The organism is Clostridium pascui (assembly GCF_016908015.1).
Lineage (GTDB): Bacteria > Bacillota > Clostridia > Clostridiales > Clostridiaceae > Clostridium_AK > Clostridium_AK pascui.
Window position 1 is genome coordinate 32777 of sequence record NZ_JAFBDB010000004.1, and the last position, 16538, is coordinate 49314.

Consider the following 16538-nt stretch of genomic DNA (forward strand, 5'->3'; position numbering starts at 1 on the left):
CCCTATAATATTTATTATTTTATTCTAGCAATACCAGTTTTTATGGCTATTTCTCCTACTTTTCTAGAAACAGCTTTTACTACCTCTTTATTAAATGGGTCTGGAATTATATATGTTTCAGTTAATTCTTCATCCTTAACAATACTTGAAATTGCTTCTGCTGCTGCAAGTTTCATTTCTTCTGTTATTTCTCTTGCTCGTACATCTAACGCCCCTCTAAATATTCCAGGAAAAACAAGTACATTATTTATTTGATTTGGATAATCAGATCTTCCTGTAGCTACAACCCTTGCTCCACCCTTTTTAGCCTCCTCTGGAAGGATTTCAGGTGCAGGATTTGCCATAGCAAAAATTATAGAATCTTTATTCATTGTAGAAACCATCTCTGCATTTAATACATTGGGTCCTGAAACTCCGATAAATACGTCTTTTTCTTTTATAATATCTTTTAATGTGCCTTTTTCAAAACTTCTATTTGTAACCTTTGCAATTTCTACTTGAGCTTTGTTCATCCACTCTTCTCCTTCTACCAAAGCTCCCTTTAAGTCACACATAATAATATCTCTTGCTCCTCTTGCCATTAAAAGCTTACATATAGATATTCCAGCAGAGCCTGCTCCATTTATAACTATCTTTGCATTTTCTATCTTTTTATCTACAAGTTTTAATGCGTTTAGAAGGCCTGCCAAAACCACTATAGCTGTACCATGCTGATCATCATGAAATACAGGTATATCAAGCTCTTCTTTAAGCCTTTTTTCTATTTCAAAACATCTTGGCGCTGAAATATCCTCTAAGTTTATTCCTCCAAAGGTTGGGGATAAGTACTTAACTGTCTTTATTATTTCTTCTACATCCTTTGTATCTAAGCATATAGGAAATGCATCTACATCTGCAAATTCCTTGAATAATATCGCCTTTCCCTCCATAACTGGCATAGCAGCTTCTGGTCCTATATCTCCAAGTCCGAGTACTGCTGTTCCATCTGTAACTACTGCAACTAAGTTCTTTTTAGCTGTATACTTATATACATTCTCTACATCTTCATATATCCTTCTACAGGGTTCTGCTACCCCAGGAGTATAAGCAATACTTAAATCTTCTCTATTTTTCACTGTAACTTTAGATATAACTTCTACCTTACCACACTTTTCTTCGTGAAGCTTTAGGCTCATTTCTTTATAATCCATAATATCCCCCTTTAATTCTAAACTTAAGTACATAATCATTCCTAATATAAATCAATTGGCCAATTGATATTTTTTGTATATTTATTGCTTAAATATATATTATCCTAATTTTCTAACAGTTTCTATATTACATAAGTATTGCAATTGTTTTGTAACTTATGTTATTATCGTTAACGTTTACACATGAACTTTATCAATTTAAAGCAGTTGTGAATTTTAAATATATATATTTTTGCAAAAATTAAAAGTTACAAAGCACTTTTATTAGTTCTTTGCAACTTTCACACATACCTAATTTCACTAATTTTTTTTATATATTATTTGATTGTGAATTTATTATCTATCGAAATTTTATATTTAGTTTTTGGTCTTCCCACTTCTCCATATTCTATGTCTCTTATTAGTTCACCAAATGATGACATATATTCTAGATATCTTCTTATGGTAACTCTAGATAATTTCATTCCTTCAGCTATTTCTTCTGAAGTAAAATATTCCTCTTTATAATCCTTTATAAACTTTTTTATTCTATATAAAGTTCTCTCATTTATGCCCTTTTGAAATTCTTCGCCTAAACTTAAGGAATTTTGGCTTGTTATCTTATCTATATCTTCTTGATTTAGAGTAGACTTTTCTTTTAAAAGCTCATATCTTAATTTAAATTTATTTAATGCCTCCTTAAACCTATCATATTCAAAGGGTTTTACAAGATAATCTATAGCACCGAGCTTTAATACTTCATTTAATTTATTTGTTTCGTGTGCAGCTGTTACCATTATTACATCTGTCATTATATGCTGTTTTCTAATTTCTTTTAAGAATTCTATTCCATCCAATTTTGGCATATATAAGTCTAGTATAACTAATTGCATTTGTTTGGTCTTTATTGTATTTAATGCTTCATTTCCATTACTGCAAACCCCAATTACTTTAAATCCTTCTATGCTTTCCGTGTATCTTTTATTTATTTGCGCTACCATTGGATCATCCTCTACTATAAGTACGTTAATCATTCTTTGCCTCCTTTGTAATGTATACTTTAAATTGACATCCTTCGTCTACATTAGAAAAAACTTCTACCTTACCATTTAAATTTTCAACAATTTGTTTTAAAAGCATAAGTCCCTTTCCCCTATTTTCACCCTTGGTTGAAAACCCATTATGAAACACCTTTGATAAATTTTCCTTAGATATTCCTATACCTGTATCTTTTACATCTATTAAAATAGCATATGAGTCTTCCTCTATAAGTATATTTATTTCTTTCTTTTCCTTATCACTTATACTCACTGCTTCTATAGCATTTTCAAGCAAGTTCCCAATTATGGTGACTAATGCATGGCTATTAACTCTTCCCTTTGTTCTTTTAAGATTACTATTTGAGTCAATATAAAGCTCTACTCCCATTTCCTTTGCTCTGCTTATTTTGCCAAGCATAAGAGCTGCAATGGTTGAGTCTTCTATTTTATTCATAACAAGAGTTACCTTTTGCTGCTGCTCCTTGGTTTGACTAACTATATATTTTTTTGCCTCATCAGTTTCACCTATTTGAATAAGTCCTAAAATCACATGAAGTTTATTCATAAATTCATGATTATTAGCTCTTAGTGCTTCTACTACTTGTCTTACTCCTGTTACCTCCTCAGCAAGCTTTGTGATTTCAGTTTTATCTCTAAATATTGACACTACTCCTATAACTTTATCTTTATTTTTTATTGGAATCCTATTTATAACAACTATTGTATTATTTATAACTATTTCCTTATTATATTGAGGTTCCCCATCTTTAAATACCTGAGATAGATTGAAATTCGATATGATATTTATAATATTTTCTCCCATTTTATCTTCATCTATTTTTAGAATATTTAAAGCACCCTTATTATAAAAGGTTACCTTTAAACTATCATCCACTGCAATTATACCATCATCTAATGAGTCTAATACCTCCTGCTTTTGTATAAACAGCTTGGAAATTTGCTCTGCTTCATATCCTAAAAGTGATTCCTTTACACTCTCTGATATTATAAGTGATCCAACGCTTCCTATAAGTAGTCCTGAAAGTATTACAAGAATTAATGTTATAACTACTTCATATCCAGCTATTCCTATATTTTTAGTTAATACTTTTGCCATTACAAAACCTATGGGGTCTTCCTTTTCATCCCTTATTACAACAAATGATATTATAAGCTTTCCAAAGCTTTCTATTTTATCCTCTAAAATTTCTTTATTTTGTATGGAAGCTAATTCCGATATTCCCTGAACATTCGTCTCATACATTTTTTCAAAATCAGAATTTGCATAAGTATTTCCATTTAAATCTACTATACTTATCGAATCTACGTGTTTACCAGACCTTACTATTTCTTTTACATAACTTTGCATTTCATCTGAATCTTTTTTATTTTTCAATCCATTAACTATAAATGGTGATTTAGATATGATTTTACTTATATTCATCAAATTAATTTCTGCCTCTTTTGTTATCCAAGACATCCTCATTTGATATATTAAAACTATGGTAACTACTAGAGAAATAACTACCACACTTATATTTAATGCACTAATTTTTGTTCTAAGCTTTAATCCTTCTTTTTTCATATGTGTACCTTCTAAAGTTTATTCTATTACACTAAATCTACCTGTAAAAAACCTTAAAATTTTAGGCTCATATTCCCATTTGAACCCTTTGATTTCATTTCTCTTTTTATATAAAGACATTATAGCTTCAGCTACATAATCCAAATGGGCATAGGTATAAATCCCTTGGGGGATGGTAAGCTTTACAAGCTCTAACTTTGGTGTGCGTTCTTTTCCTGTTGTACTATCTCTTCCTGCAAAAACTGTTCCTCTTTCCATGCCTCTTACTCCTGAATCTACATATAATGCTGCTGCAAGTGCTTGTGCCGGGAACTGCGACTGTGGAATATTGGGTAAAAACCTTTTGGCATCTAAAAAAACCGCATGGCCTCCTCCAGAACTTATTATTGGTATTGAAGCCTTTTCAAGTCTTTCTGCAAGATATTCTACTTGTTCTAATCTATATTTATCATAGTTACAATTTGAACTTTGACTATTTGTTATATCCTTTTTTAATTTGTTATTATTTATCTTATTATGTATCAATAAATCTATATATACTTCTTTTGGCTTTAAAAGAAATGTATTATATCCTGCTCTTTTTATAGCTTGCTCCCTCTGTGCTTTAGGAATTATTCTTAACGGTTCACCATATTTAGGCTCATAGCAATCTGATACAGCACTTTTCATAAATTATTCCCCCAATTTATAATCAGTATATTTTAAATCATTGAAATATTATTCCATAGTACTAATTCAATATTCCCCTCAAAATTCCTTCAAAATTTACTGCCTTATATAACTTATTACAAAAGAATATTTTAGCCATTTAAAACTTTTATGTATTAATTATATGTAGCGAAAATCATGCATATTCTATCCTTGATTTTATATAAACCAGCTCCTCTTAATTTTATCAATAAAAATAAGCACATACTAAAAATATGTGCTATAATGTCTCTTCTTCTGAATCTATACCTGCAAGTTTCATAAGATAGATTGCATTTCTTGTTTTGGATATTCCTTCTCTTAGTTTATAGTCAAAATGTATTTTACCTTCACTATAGTACTCTCTGAAATTATAGTTCTTCACAACTCTATTGCTCTTTTCTAAATCTCCTAACTCTAAATCATGAGTTGATACAAGACCTATTACATTTTCTTTACTCATTTTATTTATAAGAATTTTAGCCCCAGTATGCCTATCTAATGAGTTGGTACCTTTAAATATTTCATCTAACAAAAAGAGTATAGGTTCCCTTTTCTCTACTGCCTTTACTATAGTATTTATTCTTAGCAATTCTCCATAAAAGGATGATATATTCTTTTCTAAATTATCACTTATTCTCATACAAGTATATATTTTCATTGGGCTTAATGTAAGCCTTTCACCACAAATGGGTGCTCCTGTATAAGCCAGTACCGTATTTATACCTACAGTTCTTAAGAAAGTACTTTTTCCTGACATATTAGATCCCGTTATTAAGAGAATTTTATTTTTATCATTTATTTTCACATCATTTGAAATCCTGTTATTACTTAAAAGAGGGTGTGCTATATTTTTGCCTTCAAATAAAAGTCCTTCCTCCTTAAACTCTGGCATAGTCCAAGTTTCATTTTCATAGCAAAGTACAGCTAAACTCATTAAAGCCTCAAACTCTGCAATTGCTTCAAGCCAATCCTGAAGCTTTTCTCCTGATTTAGATTTCCACCTTTCAAGACGGAATATTATATAATAATCTAATAGGAAGATTATATTTATAGGCATATACATCATGTTAGCTCTATCCCCTGTAAGGCTAGAAATTTTATAAAATTCGTCTATTCCTTTTATTGCTGTATTGCTACCACTTTTTAATTTTTCTTGCAGTTCTTTTAAATATGACGATTTAAAACTTTGTTTTTCTAAAAGAGCTATTAAATTGTAATAATTTCTTATATTTTTTTTATATTTAAATACAGTACCTAATGCCCCACCTCTTTTACCTCCGCCAGGTAAGAGTAATATTCCTTCAATTAATAATGCTGTAAGCGGCACTCTATAAGGAACTATTCCCATAAAAAATATTATTATAAGAGCTATTGAAATTAGTGAGATTATCCTTGTACCTAGGAACATAGCCATACTTTCATATATTGGCATTTTTTCCTTTCCCCATTTAAAGAGTCCTTCTGGGTCTTTATATTCTCCTTTATTTATCATAGCTTCACTTATAAATCTTTCTCTAAATCCAATTTTCTTACTTAATTCCTTAATAGCTTCCTGCCTTTTATATAATTCCTTCGTTGAAAAGTTAAGTCCAGAAAGCACCGCTGCTAATCTCTTTCTTCCTAAAAAAGTATTAGTCTCGTTTATCTTTTGAAACAATGAACTCTTACCAAATATGTCTAGATCATAGGTATAAGGATGCTCTGTATCTATAAATTCATCTCCCTTATCCTCAAAATCTCTCCATTTATCACTTATTCTTTTCGTTCCCTTGTCATTTAATATGTATATATTCTCTAAAGTATTCTTGTAAGTTATAACCTTATCATGCCAGTATACTAATATTCCAAACGCTACAACTGAAGCTAAAAATACAATAGTAGATATGTATTCACTTCTAAGTTTGTAGTAAAGATACATTGTAAAAAATAATCCCGCTACAAATATAATAATTCTTAAAGTACTTATAAAGTTTGCAAGTTGCCTTTGCTTTATAAGTAAAGTTTCATACTTTGATTTTCTTTTTTCATAGGAAGCCATTACTAAGTCTCCTTTTCTATTTACCATCAAGCTTTAGGTTTACTTTGATTTTATTTAAAGTGATAGTCACTAACGTCTAGCTAAGGATTAGTGACTATGGACTAGAAAAATGCACCTGGATTTTAATATCAAATACGTCCCAAGTTAAACAATTAATTATTGATGAGTATCTAACAAAAGCTTATCAGTATTTTTGAAACACAACTTCTCCATTTATTATAGTATAAAGCGTGTTTGTAAATACTTCCAAAGGATTGCCATCAAAGATAGCTATATCCGCATCTTTTCCTATCTCTATACTTCCAACTTTATCATCTACTCCTGCTATTTCAGCTGCATTTATTGTGATAGCTTTTAGTGCTTCATCTATTCCAAGTCCTTCTTTAGCTGCAAGTCCCGCACATAAAGGTAAATATTGAATAGGTATTACAGGATGATCCGTCATTATAGCTATTTTTACCCCTTCCTTATGTAAAACTCCTGGAGTTTTAAAGGACTTATTTCTAGTTTCTACCTTTGTTTTAGAGGTCAAAGTTGGCCCTACTACTGCAGGTACATTAGCTTTATTTATATATTTAGCTATAAATTCTCCCTCAGTGCAGTGTTCTAAAGTTAAATTTACATCAAATTCCTTTGCTATTCTTATTGCAGTTAATATGTCATCTGCTCTATGAGCATGTGCTTTAAGAGGTATCTTCTTTTGAAGTACAGGTATTAATGCTTCCATCTTAAGATCTACCTCAAAGCTGTCTCCTTTAATCTTTGCAGAGTTCTTTTTTTCCATATAATTTTTAGTCTTAACCAAAGTTTCTCTTAAAAGTCCCGCTGTAGCCATTCTTGTGGAAGGAGTCTTTCCTTTGCCATGATATACTCTTTTAGGATTTTCACCAAAGGCTATTTTCATAGCTGCTGAATCTTTTATAACCATATCATCGATACAAACTCCATAAGTTTTCATAACTACAAACTGTCCACCTATTACATTTGCACTTCCAGGCCCTGTCATAACTGTAGTTATTCCAGAGCTTCTCGCATCCTCAAAAGCACTATCCATAGGGTTTATTGCATCTACTGCTCTAAGATGTGGAGTTATTGGATCTGTCATTTCATTACCATCTGCTCCCTCAAACGCAATTCCTTCCTCAAATATTCCAACATGACAGTGAGCATCAATTATACCAGGAATGACCCATCCTCCTTTTGCATCTATAACCTTTTCGTCCTTTTCTTCTATATGTTCTAATATCTCTATTATCTTACCATCTTTTATTAGTATACATCCACTTTCATAGACTTTTCCTGTCATAGTAATTATCTTTCCATTTTTAATTAACATTTTTACCCCCCTAATTTCCTACAATAATAATATTAAATGAGTTGCAAATGCATTATGTAAGCAAACTTTAAACTAAATAGTAAAGTATCATATGGCTATTATACATCACTGAATCAGCTTATTTCAAACAAAGGTACTTTAGTTAGTATATCATATTGAGGTGGATACAAGTATTAATGCAGTTATACATAGACTTAAAGCTATAGATAGTTTTCTGCCTATGGAAGCCCATAAATGATTGGGAAAGCTGTTTCCTATAAGCCAAGATAAATAAAGCATGCCTAGTGAATAAAGTATAGTATAATGAAGTCCTCCATTTTCATGGGACCAAGCTTTTAATCCTATTGACTGTAAAACCAAGTCACCAACTGCGGGAGCCCCCTTAAAACTTATAGAAAAACCTATAGACAATATAAATAAAAATATAGATATACTTCCAATACCTATATCCTTAACAATGTTTTTCATAATATCACCCCACAACTTTAACTTTTATAAATATTATATAATATTATTTACATTATTTCCATATATTGTATGTTAATATTTATTAACTTATTTCTATGATCATGAATATAATACTTATGTAGTATTTATTGGAGGTTACTTTATGTTTATTTGCCCTTACATTATGGGTAGTCAATTTTCAAAGGAAAGTTATAATTTTAGAACTCAATCAAACTATAGGCAAGGAAACTATAGAATTGTAATTAATACTAAAAACCTCACCTTAACTTTATACTCTGGTAATAATGTAGTTAAGACATATCCTGTAGCGGTTGGTAAACCCTCTACCCCTACTCCTTTAGGAAACTTTAAGATAATAAATAGAGCTGTTAATCCCGGTGGACCTTTTGGAGTTAGATGGCTAGGTTTAAATAAACCAGGGTATGGAATACATGGAACAAATAATCCAGCATCTATTGGAACAAGAGTATCTAATGGATGTATAAGAATGCACAATAAAGACGTTTTGGAACTTGCCAATACAGTTCCTATTGGAACACCAGTACAAATTATTAATCAGTAGTCTTTTATTAGGTGCTAGGTGTTTACCCTAGTACCTTATTCCTAATTCCTGTTTCTTTGATTATTAAATCGTCAAGGCTATAATTAGCAGCCATTCTGTCACAAGTATATTCGCAGGATTTAGAATAAGTTTCTCCAAGAAAAGGAATCCACATAGCTGGTAAAATCAACGTTTGCTTAATTATATGATTACGCTTAATATGGGCCAATTCATGGGCAATGATATTTAATATTCCACCAGATTCAACAACATGAACATCGTAAATCTTTTGTATTTTCATAGCCTTACATAGTTCTCTTACTTTTTCAAAAACCTCTGGAAATTGATTGCAGCTTAATCGCCCCCCCTTTACTCCTGAGTTGAGCCATCATTAACCCATGAAGAAACCATGAGAGTCCTGCAAAAAATAAGATAAAAATAAATCCTACAATAGAAAATAATAAAAATCCATAACCAATGATACTGCCTATTAAAGCTAGAGTAAAATATTTCTTTTCATCTTTATGAATCAACTATCTCATTACTAAAGTGATAGGCATAAAATACTCCCTTCTAAAAAATTTACATTATATCAAAGTAAGAATATCAACATATTTACATTATATCAAAGTAAGAATATCAACATATTAAATTAAATTCTATATTAAGTTGAAGGAAGAAGCGGTAAATTATGAATAAAACTATACAGGTGAATATTTATATGCCATTATAACACTCTACATATACTTCTATAATTTTTTAGTATTCCAGTTGGTAATTTTAGATAGCTGCTTAGGTTGTTTAATTGCATTATACCGAATAAAGTATAATGCAATTCCTATCAGTAACCATATGGTTCCTGTAATTAAGCCCGAGCTTCCTATTGGTATTAATAAAGCGATGCAGATTCCTAAAGCTAAAATTGGAGTTAATGGATAGAACGGAGCCTGGAAATGCTCTTTTATTTCCATCATAGATGCTTTACGCCTAGATATAAAAAAGGCAATCATTGTGAATATAAAAGTAATCAGGTACAAAAATCCAGTTGCAGATACTGCTATATTAATAGAGCTAAATAATGTAAACAAGATCTGTATACCTACACCTAATGCAATTGCCCATATAGGAGTTTGAAAACGCGGATGGATAAAAGCAACTTTTTCAGGTAGCAATCTATTACGTCCCATGGCAAAAGCAGTTCTTGAAATTGAGAGTATAAACGCATTTGCTGTTGCAGGTAAAGTAATTACAATAACAATATTAACTAAAGCAGGTCCAAAATCCCCTAAAAATTGTTTACTAGATAGAGCTACAGGTACTGGTGAAGCTCCAAGTTCTTTCCACGAAACCACTCCAGTAGATATATAAAGCATACCTAAATAAAGTAATAAAACAATTCCTATTGAGGAAAAAATAGCTAAAGGGATTGTACGTTTAGGATCTTTAATCTCCTCACCTGCTGCTACAATGCCGTCCCAACCAACCATTGATAAGAAGCCAACTAGTGCTGCTGATAATATCCCTTTTATTCCGTTAGGTGCAAAAGGAGTGTATAATGTAGAATCTACATGCGACCAACCTAAAGCAAAGAAGCTTAATAATAGAGCAATTTCAACAATTACTATAGCTACTTGAATAACCCCACTGAACTTAACTCCTAATACATTAATAATACCCAATATAAGTAGAAGTATTATGGCACTCAGGGTTGGTGGTGCACCAGTTAGCAAGTTCAAATAGCTTCCAAATCCTTTAGAAACAAAACTACTTGCCGCTAGCCATGCACCCCAATAAGCCCATCCTATTAATGTACCTATTAAGGGTCCCATTGTTTCTCTTACATATTCATAGGATCCGCCTGCTTTGGGATATTTTGATGCTAGTTCCGCATAGCATAAACCCAAAAGAATCTCAAGTATGGCGGCTAAAATAAATGAAATTATCACAGCTGGCCCTGCCTTCCCTGCTGCTACACCACTGAGGACAAAAATACCAGCACCTACCATAGCACCTATGCCCAGAGCTGTTGCTTCCTTAAAACCAAGATTTCTATTTAAATTCATCTCTATCAATCCCTTCTAGAATATTATCTTAATAGCGGCATACTTCCAGTTAATTTATTGACTTTTTTTCTATCACCATAAATAGCTACTCCCAAGTATTCTAAGTCATTAGTTGTTAATTTTGATATTTTCTCTGTATATACTTCATATGTTGTTGTAGTTTGAGCAGCATTTGAAAAATCTACCACCAATAGATCGAAAAAATCTTTTGTAGCTACTTTATCCCTCAGCACATTAATGCCTTCACTATCGCTTTTTAAAATTGGAATAGGGGTGGTCGTAATTCCAATATGGTAATTACCTGAACCATCAAGCACATCCGGACCAATAATACCTTCTATTCTTTTGCCTAAGGTAAGGGCTAATACCGCTGCAGTATTAGCAATTAATCCAAGTGGCAGCTCTGAATTTATAACCATTACACATTTTGTTACTTGTTCTTTGTTTTCCATAGCACTTTACATCCTCCATCTTTTAAAACAATTTGTAGTAAAACAATGTTCACTATTTATGAGTTGTTATACTGAACTCGTTTATTGTATAATATCACCATAAAGTGGTTTGATGTAGTGCCAATGACAGCTTATTTTCATGGTACCAATTCTAAGGAGGAACTTATTTTATGCTATGGATAAATATCGACAAATCATCTGATATACCTTTAATAAGACAAATTTATGAACAAGTTCGCACAGGAATATTAAGCGGTGAGATAAAAGCAGGAGAGCGTCTTCCCGCCACTCGTGAATTAGCTTCAGAATTAAAGGTTTCAAGAAATGTTATCTTAGAGGCGTATGAGCAGTTATATGCTGAAGGATATATAGAAAGCCGTCAAGGATCCGGCACTTTCGTTACCGAGGGACTTTTGTGGGAGCAAGCATCAATTGAGCCTCCACTATCTCTTATTGATGATGCAGAATCTAAGAACACTGAAAGTGATATAATTGATTTCCGTTCAGGTATACCAGATTTACATTTGTTCCCTAAGAAAATATGGGGAAAATTATCTCAATCTGTTTATAACGAAAGCACTTCCTCTGCATTTGGATATGGCAATCCTGAGGGGCGTTTGGAATTAAGACAGGCTTTATGTAATTATTTATTGAAAACAAGAGGGGTTCGCTGTAAGCCGGAGCAGTTAGTTATTACATCTGGAGCAACGCAGGCTTTATCTCTTGTAGCTAAACTTCTAATTTCACCAGGTGATGAAGTCATTATTGAGGATCCAGTGACCCATGAAATTCAAACAATATTTTCTTCAGCAGGTGCTTCTTTATGTCCTATACCAGTAGATGCATACGGAATGAAGACAGAGTTAATTTCAAAGTACAAGAAACCAAGTTTTGTTTTCGTAACTCCATCCCATCAGTTTCCACTTGGAGGTATATTACCTGTACAACGACGTCTCCAACTGATTCAGCTTGCACGAACCTCAGGATGTTATATTGTTGAGGATGACTATGATAGCGAATTCCGCTATAATGGAACTCCAATTAGTTCCCTACAGGGTTTAGATCCAAGTAAAGCTATTTATATTGGCACATTTAGCAAGAATTTATCACCTGCACTTCGCCTTGGATATTTAATACTTCCTTTCCAACTTATAGAACGCTGCAGAAATCTTAAGTGGTTTACTGATTTGCATACTCCATCACTTGAGCAACTTACTCTTGCTCGTTTTATTGAGGAAGGACACTTAGAACGACATATCAGAAAAATGAAAAAGATATATCAAAAACGTAGAGAAACTCTTATAAAATGTCTGGAACTCTATTTTAAAGATAGTATCAATATCCTTGGCGATGCCACTGGTCTGCATTTGATTGGAGAGTTTATAGCTATTAAGTTTTCTGATGAAGTGATGAATAAAATACTAAAGCACGGAGTCCGAGTTTATCCAGTTGAGCTTCATACAATTAAAAAAAGTATACATCTAAATAAAATTATTATGGGATACGGAAATTTGACACATGAAGAAATTAAGGAAGGAATTAAAAGGCTAAGTATGGCTCTAAATAAGAAATAGTATGTTCACTTACAATACTACCTTCTTAGATAAAGTGTATTGCATTAGTTTATTAATCTTTAAAGCATAAATGCTTTAAAAAAAGTACTAATGGGTTCGTTTTTGAGGTTAATAGAGGCGTTTCAACACATAAGACAGCATATGTTTTAGCAATAGAAAAGAGATTGTATATTTAGCACCAAGTTCGCTTTGTACCTTCTCTGCCAATTTTATACCATTTTTATTATGCTGATGTGTTACTTCATAAATATACCCTGGTTCATCAATCACTGATTTAGAATACGCTTGTACCCAACTCATCAATTCGTCTTTTAATTTTTCAGTCAGAGGAATTTCCTCTAAATTAAGATTACAGCCACATTTTCCGCACCAAATTGGATCTACAACAAAATCTGCCTCAACCACTAAATCATAACTTTGTTCTTTACAAAAGCATTGCATAGAATTATCTCCCTATTTAATTTATAATGTGCAAATATTATTCATCATAACATTTTTCTTAATTTTGAAATACCATTTAAAACTTCCTCACTATTTTTTGAGTCCTGAATCCATTTAGGAAGCCTACTTACAATACTTTGATTATGCCATCCTAAATCATCCTTAACTTTTTCTCTTAATGTCGCCTTTACAAAACCATCCAAGTAATCTAAATGCTCTTCATTTAAAGCCCATAAAATATGTCCGCAACATGAAACTTGTAGCCATAGATCCAAGTGTTCTTTATTATATAGAAGTATTCGTTCCTTTAAATAACCGCATTTAATACAGGCTATAATCACCATTTCCTTATCCAAATTTATATGATATAAAACCACAATCGTTTATTTCAATTGTATTGTCGATTGACTTAAACAAATTTTCAACCTCTTGATATGGTTCTCCAATTAAGTAATTTTCATTAAAAACTAAATCAGCAGGTTGAAAAAACTCTATTGCTTCACACTCTCCATTAGATTTATAGTATACGTGAAAACACTGAAAATCATCAGTGAGCATTTCACTAAATGGGGACTTCTTGAATTTTATTGCTTTAATCCCCATTACATTTTCAATCTCCTCACTTGTCATACCAAGTAGAATTGGTTCTGCTCCTATATATGGATTAACTTTAAATTTCATTTTAACACTCTCCAAATTTATAAAATCTTATAGTTGGTTCATAATAATTTACCGTTATATCACCACTTAAAAATATTATTCATTGCTACCTTACACTCAATTAGTACACATAGCCAGATTGCTATTTAAAATCTTATTCTAAAATTACTGCTTTTCTTTCTGTAAATAACTTCAAAAAACTCTTCAATTTCGATATTAGCAAATTTGTTGAAATTTATAGTAATATTTCTTTTTAGTAAGGATGTCTTATCATTATCTCATTTCTTGAGTTTAACACCAATTAAGATGTGAAATTTTATACTATACATTTCTTCTATTGACTTTATTTCAGACCAATCAAATGACCTATCGCTCGTAAGCTTTTTAACTCTAATAGATTTATCTGAAATCTCAATAAACTGTTTCTTCATTATTGCATGTAGAACATCCGTATCTACATAGATAGTCAATATAATAAAGACTAGAAATATTAGAAAACTCAGCAATTCTTCGGGAATTATATCTCTTGCATTCCATAATAAATAGATAAAAGAGATGGAAAGTCCATTAATTAAAACAATTAAAAACCATGCTAAAATGCTGTATTTCACATAAATAATTTGGGGTAATGAATATATCGATAGCCTTATCTTCTTATTTACAGCAAAATTGTCTTTCATAGCAAAATTCCTTTCAAAATTACTGATAAAATTATGTGGATACCAAGTTAAGTTAGTAATTTTACATCTTATTAATGAAAACTTAAACCAGTTTCTTTAGTTCATCTAAATATACTGTTGTGATACAATATAAGAATATTACGTCTTAACACTGAATCTATTTATTGGATTATATAATCCTGTGCAACTATTTCAAGCGAAGAATCATCTTCCTCATTTCAATTTACGAATACAAATTTACGGAATGGTAGTTGCTCTTTCATCTCACTTATTGAATAGATTATCATACCTTCTGGACTATTAGACTTGACTGATTTTACTTCTACAAACTTTATTATAATACTCTCTCTATCCTCACTTATTAAAGATACTTGAATATTAGCTTTGTCTGACTCAATTGCTTTTATTTTACTATCATGTATTCTATAGTCTCCAATATATCCAATGAATTTTTCATTATCCATGTATCTCATCCCCTAAATTATTATTTGACAATACCTTACAATTGTTCATGGTATAAGAAAATTTTGACCAAAATTATTTAGTGTTTTCAACTTTAAATGAATAGCCACCACGCTCCTCAAACTGAATCTCTTGATTTTTTTTATATTCTGGAGCTTTTCTTATATGCTGAGTGTATCCAATAGACTTAAAGCTAATTTGACCGTTTGTAGTTTCAATAATCCATTCCCATTCGATGTTCTTCTTTATATAATTGTTGTTACGAGGCTTACTTGGATTAGTTCTTACAATATCTTCTATAATTGTTCCTAATCCATAACTTAAATTAATATCTATATCATATACATTTTCAAAAATTAGTGTCGCTGGTGAAATCCAAAATCTATAATAACCATTTTCATCTGGACCAACCCATTTAAATATATAATCAATATCAAATAAAAGTTTGAAATTAAATTCATCAAATGCAATTGCATGGATTTTACAATCATGCCAAATCATTTGCTCAAAGTCATCTGTAGTCCATGCCCATTTCTCAAGATTATATACTCCCATCTTTAAATATCTCCTTCAAGAAATTTATACACACAACTTAAATCTATATACAAAATAAATTTCGGTTGTGTCAAATATAATACTATTCAGACTTAATATAAGAATACTATAGTCCATTTCTTGTAAATATAATCAAAGGAATTTAATGTAATTTATATTTCATCCCTTTTTCCTACAAATAAAGCTCCATTTCTAAATACTATGATATTTTCATTTCTTTCATTGACAACAATTACTCCCTCATCTTCAAAGAGAAAGTTTATCCAATGCTTTAAGAAAATACTCCAAGTGGTTTCTATCGATATTTCCTTCATATAGAGTATAAATATTACATCCTCATCTTTATAAGACAAAACATATCTCAAACACTTTCTCATATTTTTATACTCATTTATATTCCAATCATCCTGCCAGTTATATTCTATTCTTTGTAGTGGATGTAATTCATTCTTTCCAAGTAACATTACATGACGTTTTTCTGTATTAATGTATTTTTCCCATAATAATTTACTATATATTTCGGTTAGTGGCTTTATCATTGTTATTTCCTCATCACGAACTCTGATACTCTCATCATAAAACCACCAATTATATCTAAAACTATCCATACGTTCATATTTACTACCATATATATCACACTTATTCTTTTTCATGTTGTTACCTCATAAAATAAAAATTTCTTATGTATTTCTTGTTTGCAGTTTAACAATGCAATTTATAAAATTATGATATTCATATTTACACCTTGAAACTCCCAAATATCATTATGTAATATATTACAATT

Annotated in this window: 19 protein-coding genes; 2 read left to right on the top strand and 17 right to left on the bottom strand. The window is 31.1% G+C overall.

The window, feature by feature from the left end; translation table 11 throughout:
* Positions 1-14: 14 nt before the first annotated feature.
* From JOC70_RS10800 to JOC70_RS10830, 7 genes are all read right to left on the bottom strand, one after another.
* Entirely contained in the window at positions 15-1190 is a 1176-nt protein-coding gene (locus JOC70_RS10800) for an NAD(P)-dependent malic enzyme (RefSeq protein ID WP_204598908.1), read from the bottom strand.
* Between the two features lie 317 nt (positions 1191-1507).
* Complete coding sequence (locus tag JOC70_RS10805; RefSeq protein ID WP_204598909.1) at positions 1508-2203, bottom strand: response regulator; 696 nt, start codon at positions 2201-2203, stop codon at positions 1508-1510.
* A complete protein-coding gene (locus tag JOC70_RS10810) occupies positions 2196-3794 on the bottom strand; it encodes an ATP-binding protein (RefSeq protein ID WP_204598910.1) in 1599 nt (532 codons plus the stop codon). The genes JOC70_RS10805 and JOC70_RS10810 overlap by 8 nt, the downstream gene beginning before the upstream one ends.
* A gap of 18 nt (positions 3795-3812) precedes the next feature.
* The gene (locus JOC70_RS10815; RefSeq protein WP_204598911.1) at positions 3813-4463 is read right to left on the bottom strand and encodes a beta-eliminating lyase-related protein; all 651 of its coding nucleotides are present in this window, start codon (positions 4461-4463) and stop codon (positions 3813-3815) included.
* 259 nt (positions 4464-4722) lie between these two features.
* Positions 4723-6522, bottom strand: coding sequence for a MutS family DNA mismatch repair protein (locus JOC70_RS10820; protein ID WP_204598912.1), 1800 nt, complete (start codon positions 6520-6522; stop codon positions 4723-4725).
* Between the two features lie 184 nt (positions 6523-6706).
* Positions 6707-7858: an amidohydrolase gene (locus JOC70_RS10825; protein ID WP_204598913.1), complete on the bottom strand. Its 1152-nt coding sequence runs from the start codon at positions 7856-7858 to the stop codon at positions 6707-6709.
* Between the two features lie 150 nt (positions 7859-8008).
* Complete coding sequence (locus JOC70_RS10830) at positions 8009-8326, bottom strand: hypothetical protein (protein WP_204598914.1); 318 nt, start codon at positions 8324-8326, stop codon at positions 8009-8011.
* A 163-nt stretch (positions 8327-8489) separates the two neighbouring features.
* On the opposite strand from JOC70_RS10830, the gene JOC70_RS10835 reads away from it, so the two are divergent.
* Positions 8490-8888, top strand: a complete 399-nt coding sequence (locus JOC70_RS10835) for a L,D-transpeptidase (RefSeq protein ID WP_204599212.1) — start codon at positions 8490-8492, stop codon at positions 8886-8888.
* Between the two features lie 22 nt (positions 8889-8910).
* Here the strand turns inward: JOC70_RS10835 and JOC70_RS10840 are convergent, their stop codons facing one another.
* From JOC70_RS10840 to JOC70_RS10850, 3 genes are all read right to left on the bottom strand, one after another.
* Positions 8911-9168 (bottom strand): M48 family metalloprotease, encoded by a 258-nt coding sequence (locus JOC70_RS10840; RefSeq protein WP_204598915.1) that lies wholly within the window; start codon positions 9166-9168, stop codon positions 8911-8913.
* A 448-nt stretch (positions 9169-9616) separates the two neighbouring features.
* Positions 9617-10930 carry an APC family permease gene (locus JOC70_RS10845; protein WP_204598916.1) on the bottom strand — a complete coding sequence of 438 codons (1314 nt, stop codon included), beginning with the start codon at positions 10928-10930 and terminating at the stop codon, positions 9617-9619.
* A gap of 23 nt (positions 10931-10953) precedes the next feature.
* On the bottom strand, positions 10954-11382 hold the full coding sequence (locus tag JOC70_RS10850; protein WP_204598917.1) for a DUF2000 domain-containing protein: 429 nt from the start codon (positions 11380-11382) through the stop codon (positions 10954-10956).
* Between the two features lie 170 nt (positions 11383-11552).
* On the opposite strand from JOC70_RS10850, the gene pdxR reads away from it, so the two are divergent.
* A complete protein-coding gene (gene pdxR / locus JOC70_RS10855) occupies positions 11553-12956 on the top strand; it encodes a MocR-like pyridoxine biosynthesis transcription factor PdxR (protein WP_204598918.1) in 1404 nt (467 codons plus the stop codon).
* Between the two features lie 108 nt (positions 12957-13064).
* Here pdxR and JOC70_RS10860 read toward each other — a convergent pair whose 3' ends face one another.
* The 7 genes from JOC70_RS10860 to JOC70_RS10890 all read right to left on the bottom strand — a co-directional run bounded on the left by JOC70_RS10860 (position 13065) and on the right by JOC70_RS10890 (position 16407).
* The gene (locus tag JOC70_RS10860) at positions 13065-13397 is read right to left on the bottom strand and encodes a hypothetical protein (RefSeq protein ID WP_204598919.1); all 333 of its coding nucleotides are present in this window, start codon (positions 13395-13397) and stop codon (positions 13065-13067) included.
* 44 nt (positions 13398-13441) lie between these two features.
* A complete protein-coding gene (locus tag JOC70_RS10865) occupies positions 13442-13741 on the bottom strand; it encodes a hypothetical protein (protein ID WP_204598920.1) in 300 nt (99 codons plus the stop codon).
* A 4-nt stretch (positions 13742-13745) separates the two neighbouring features.
* Positions 13746-14078 (bottom strand): hypothetical protein, encoded by a 333-nt coding sequence (locus tag JOC70_RS10870; RefSeq protein WP_204598921.1) that lies wholly within the window; start codon positions 14076-14078, stop codon positions 13746-13748.
* Between the two features lie 257 nt (positions 14079-14335).
* A complete protein-coding gene (locus JOC70_RS10875) occupies positions 14336-14737 on the bottom strand; it encodes a hypothetical protein (protein WP_204598922.1) in 402 nt (133 codons plus the stop codon).
* 218 nt (positions 14738-14955) lie between these two features.
* Positions 14956-15201, bottom strand: a complete 246-nt coding sequence (locus tag JOC70_RS10880; RefSeq protein WP_204598923.1) for a hypothetical protein — start codon at positions 15199-15201, stop codon at positions 14956-14958.
* A 73-nt stretch (positions 15202-15274) separates the two neighbouring features.
* Positions 15275-15754, bottom strand: coding sequence for a hypothetical protein (locus tag JOC70_RS10885; RefSeq protein WP_204598924.1), 480 nt, complete (start codon positions 15752-15754; stop codon positions 15275-15277).
* Between the two features lie 152 nt (positions 15755-15906).
* Positions 15907-16407, bottom strand: coding sequence for a DUF2947 family protein (locus JOC70_RS10890; protein WP_204598925.1), 501 nt, complete (start codon positions 16405-16407; stop codon positions 15907-15909).
* Between the last annotated feature and the right edge of the window lie 131 nt (positions 16408-16538).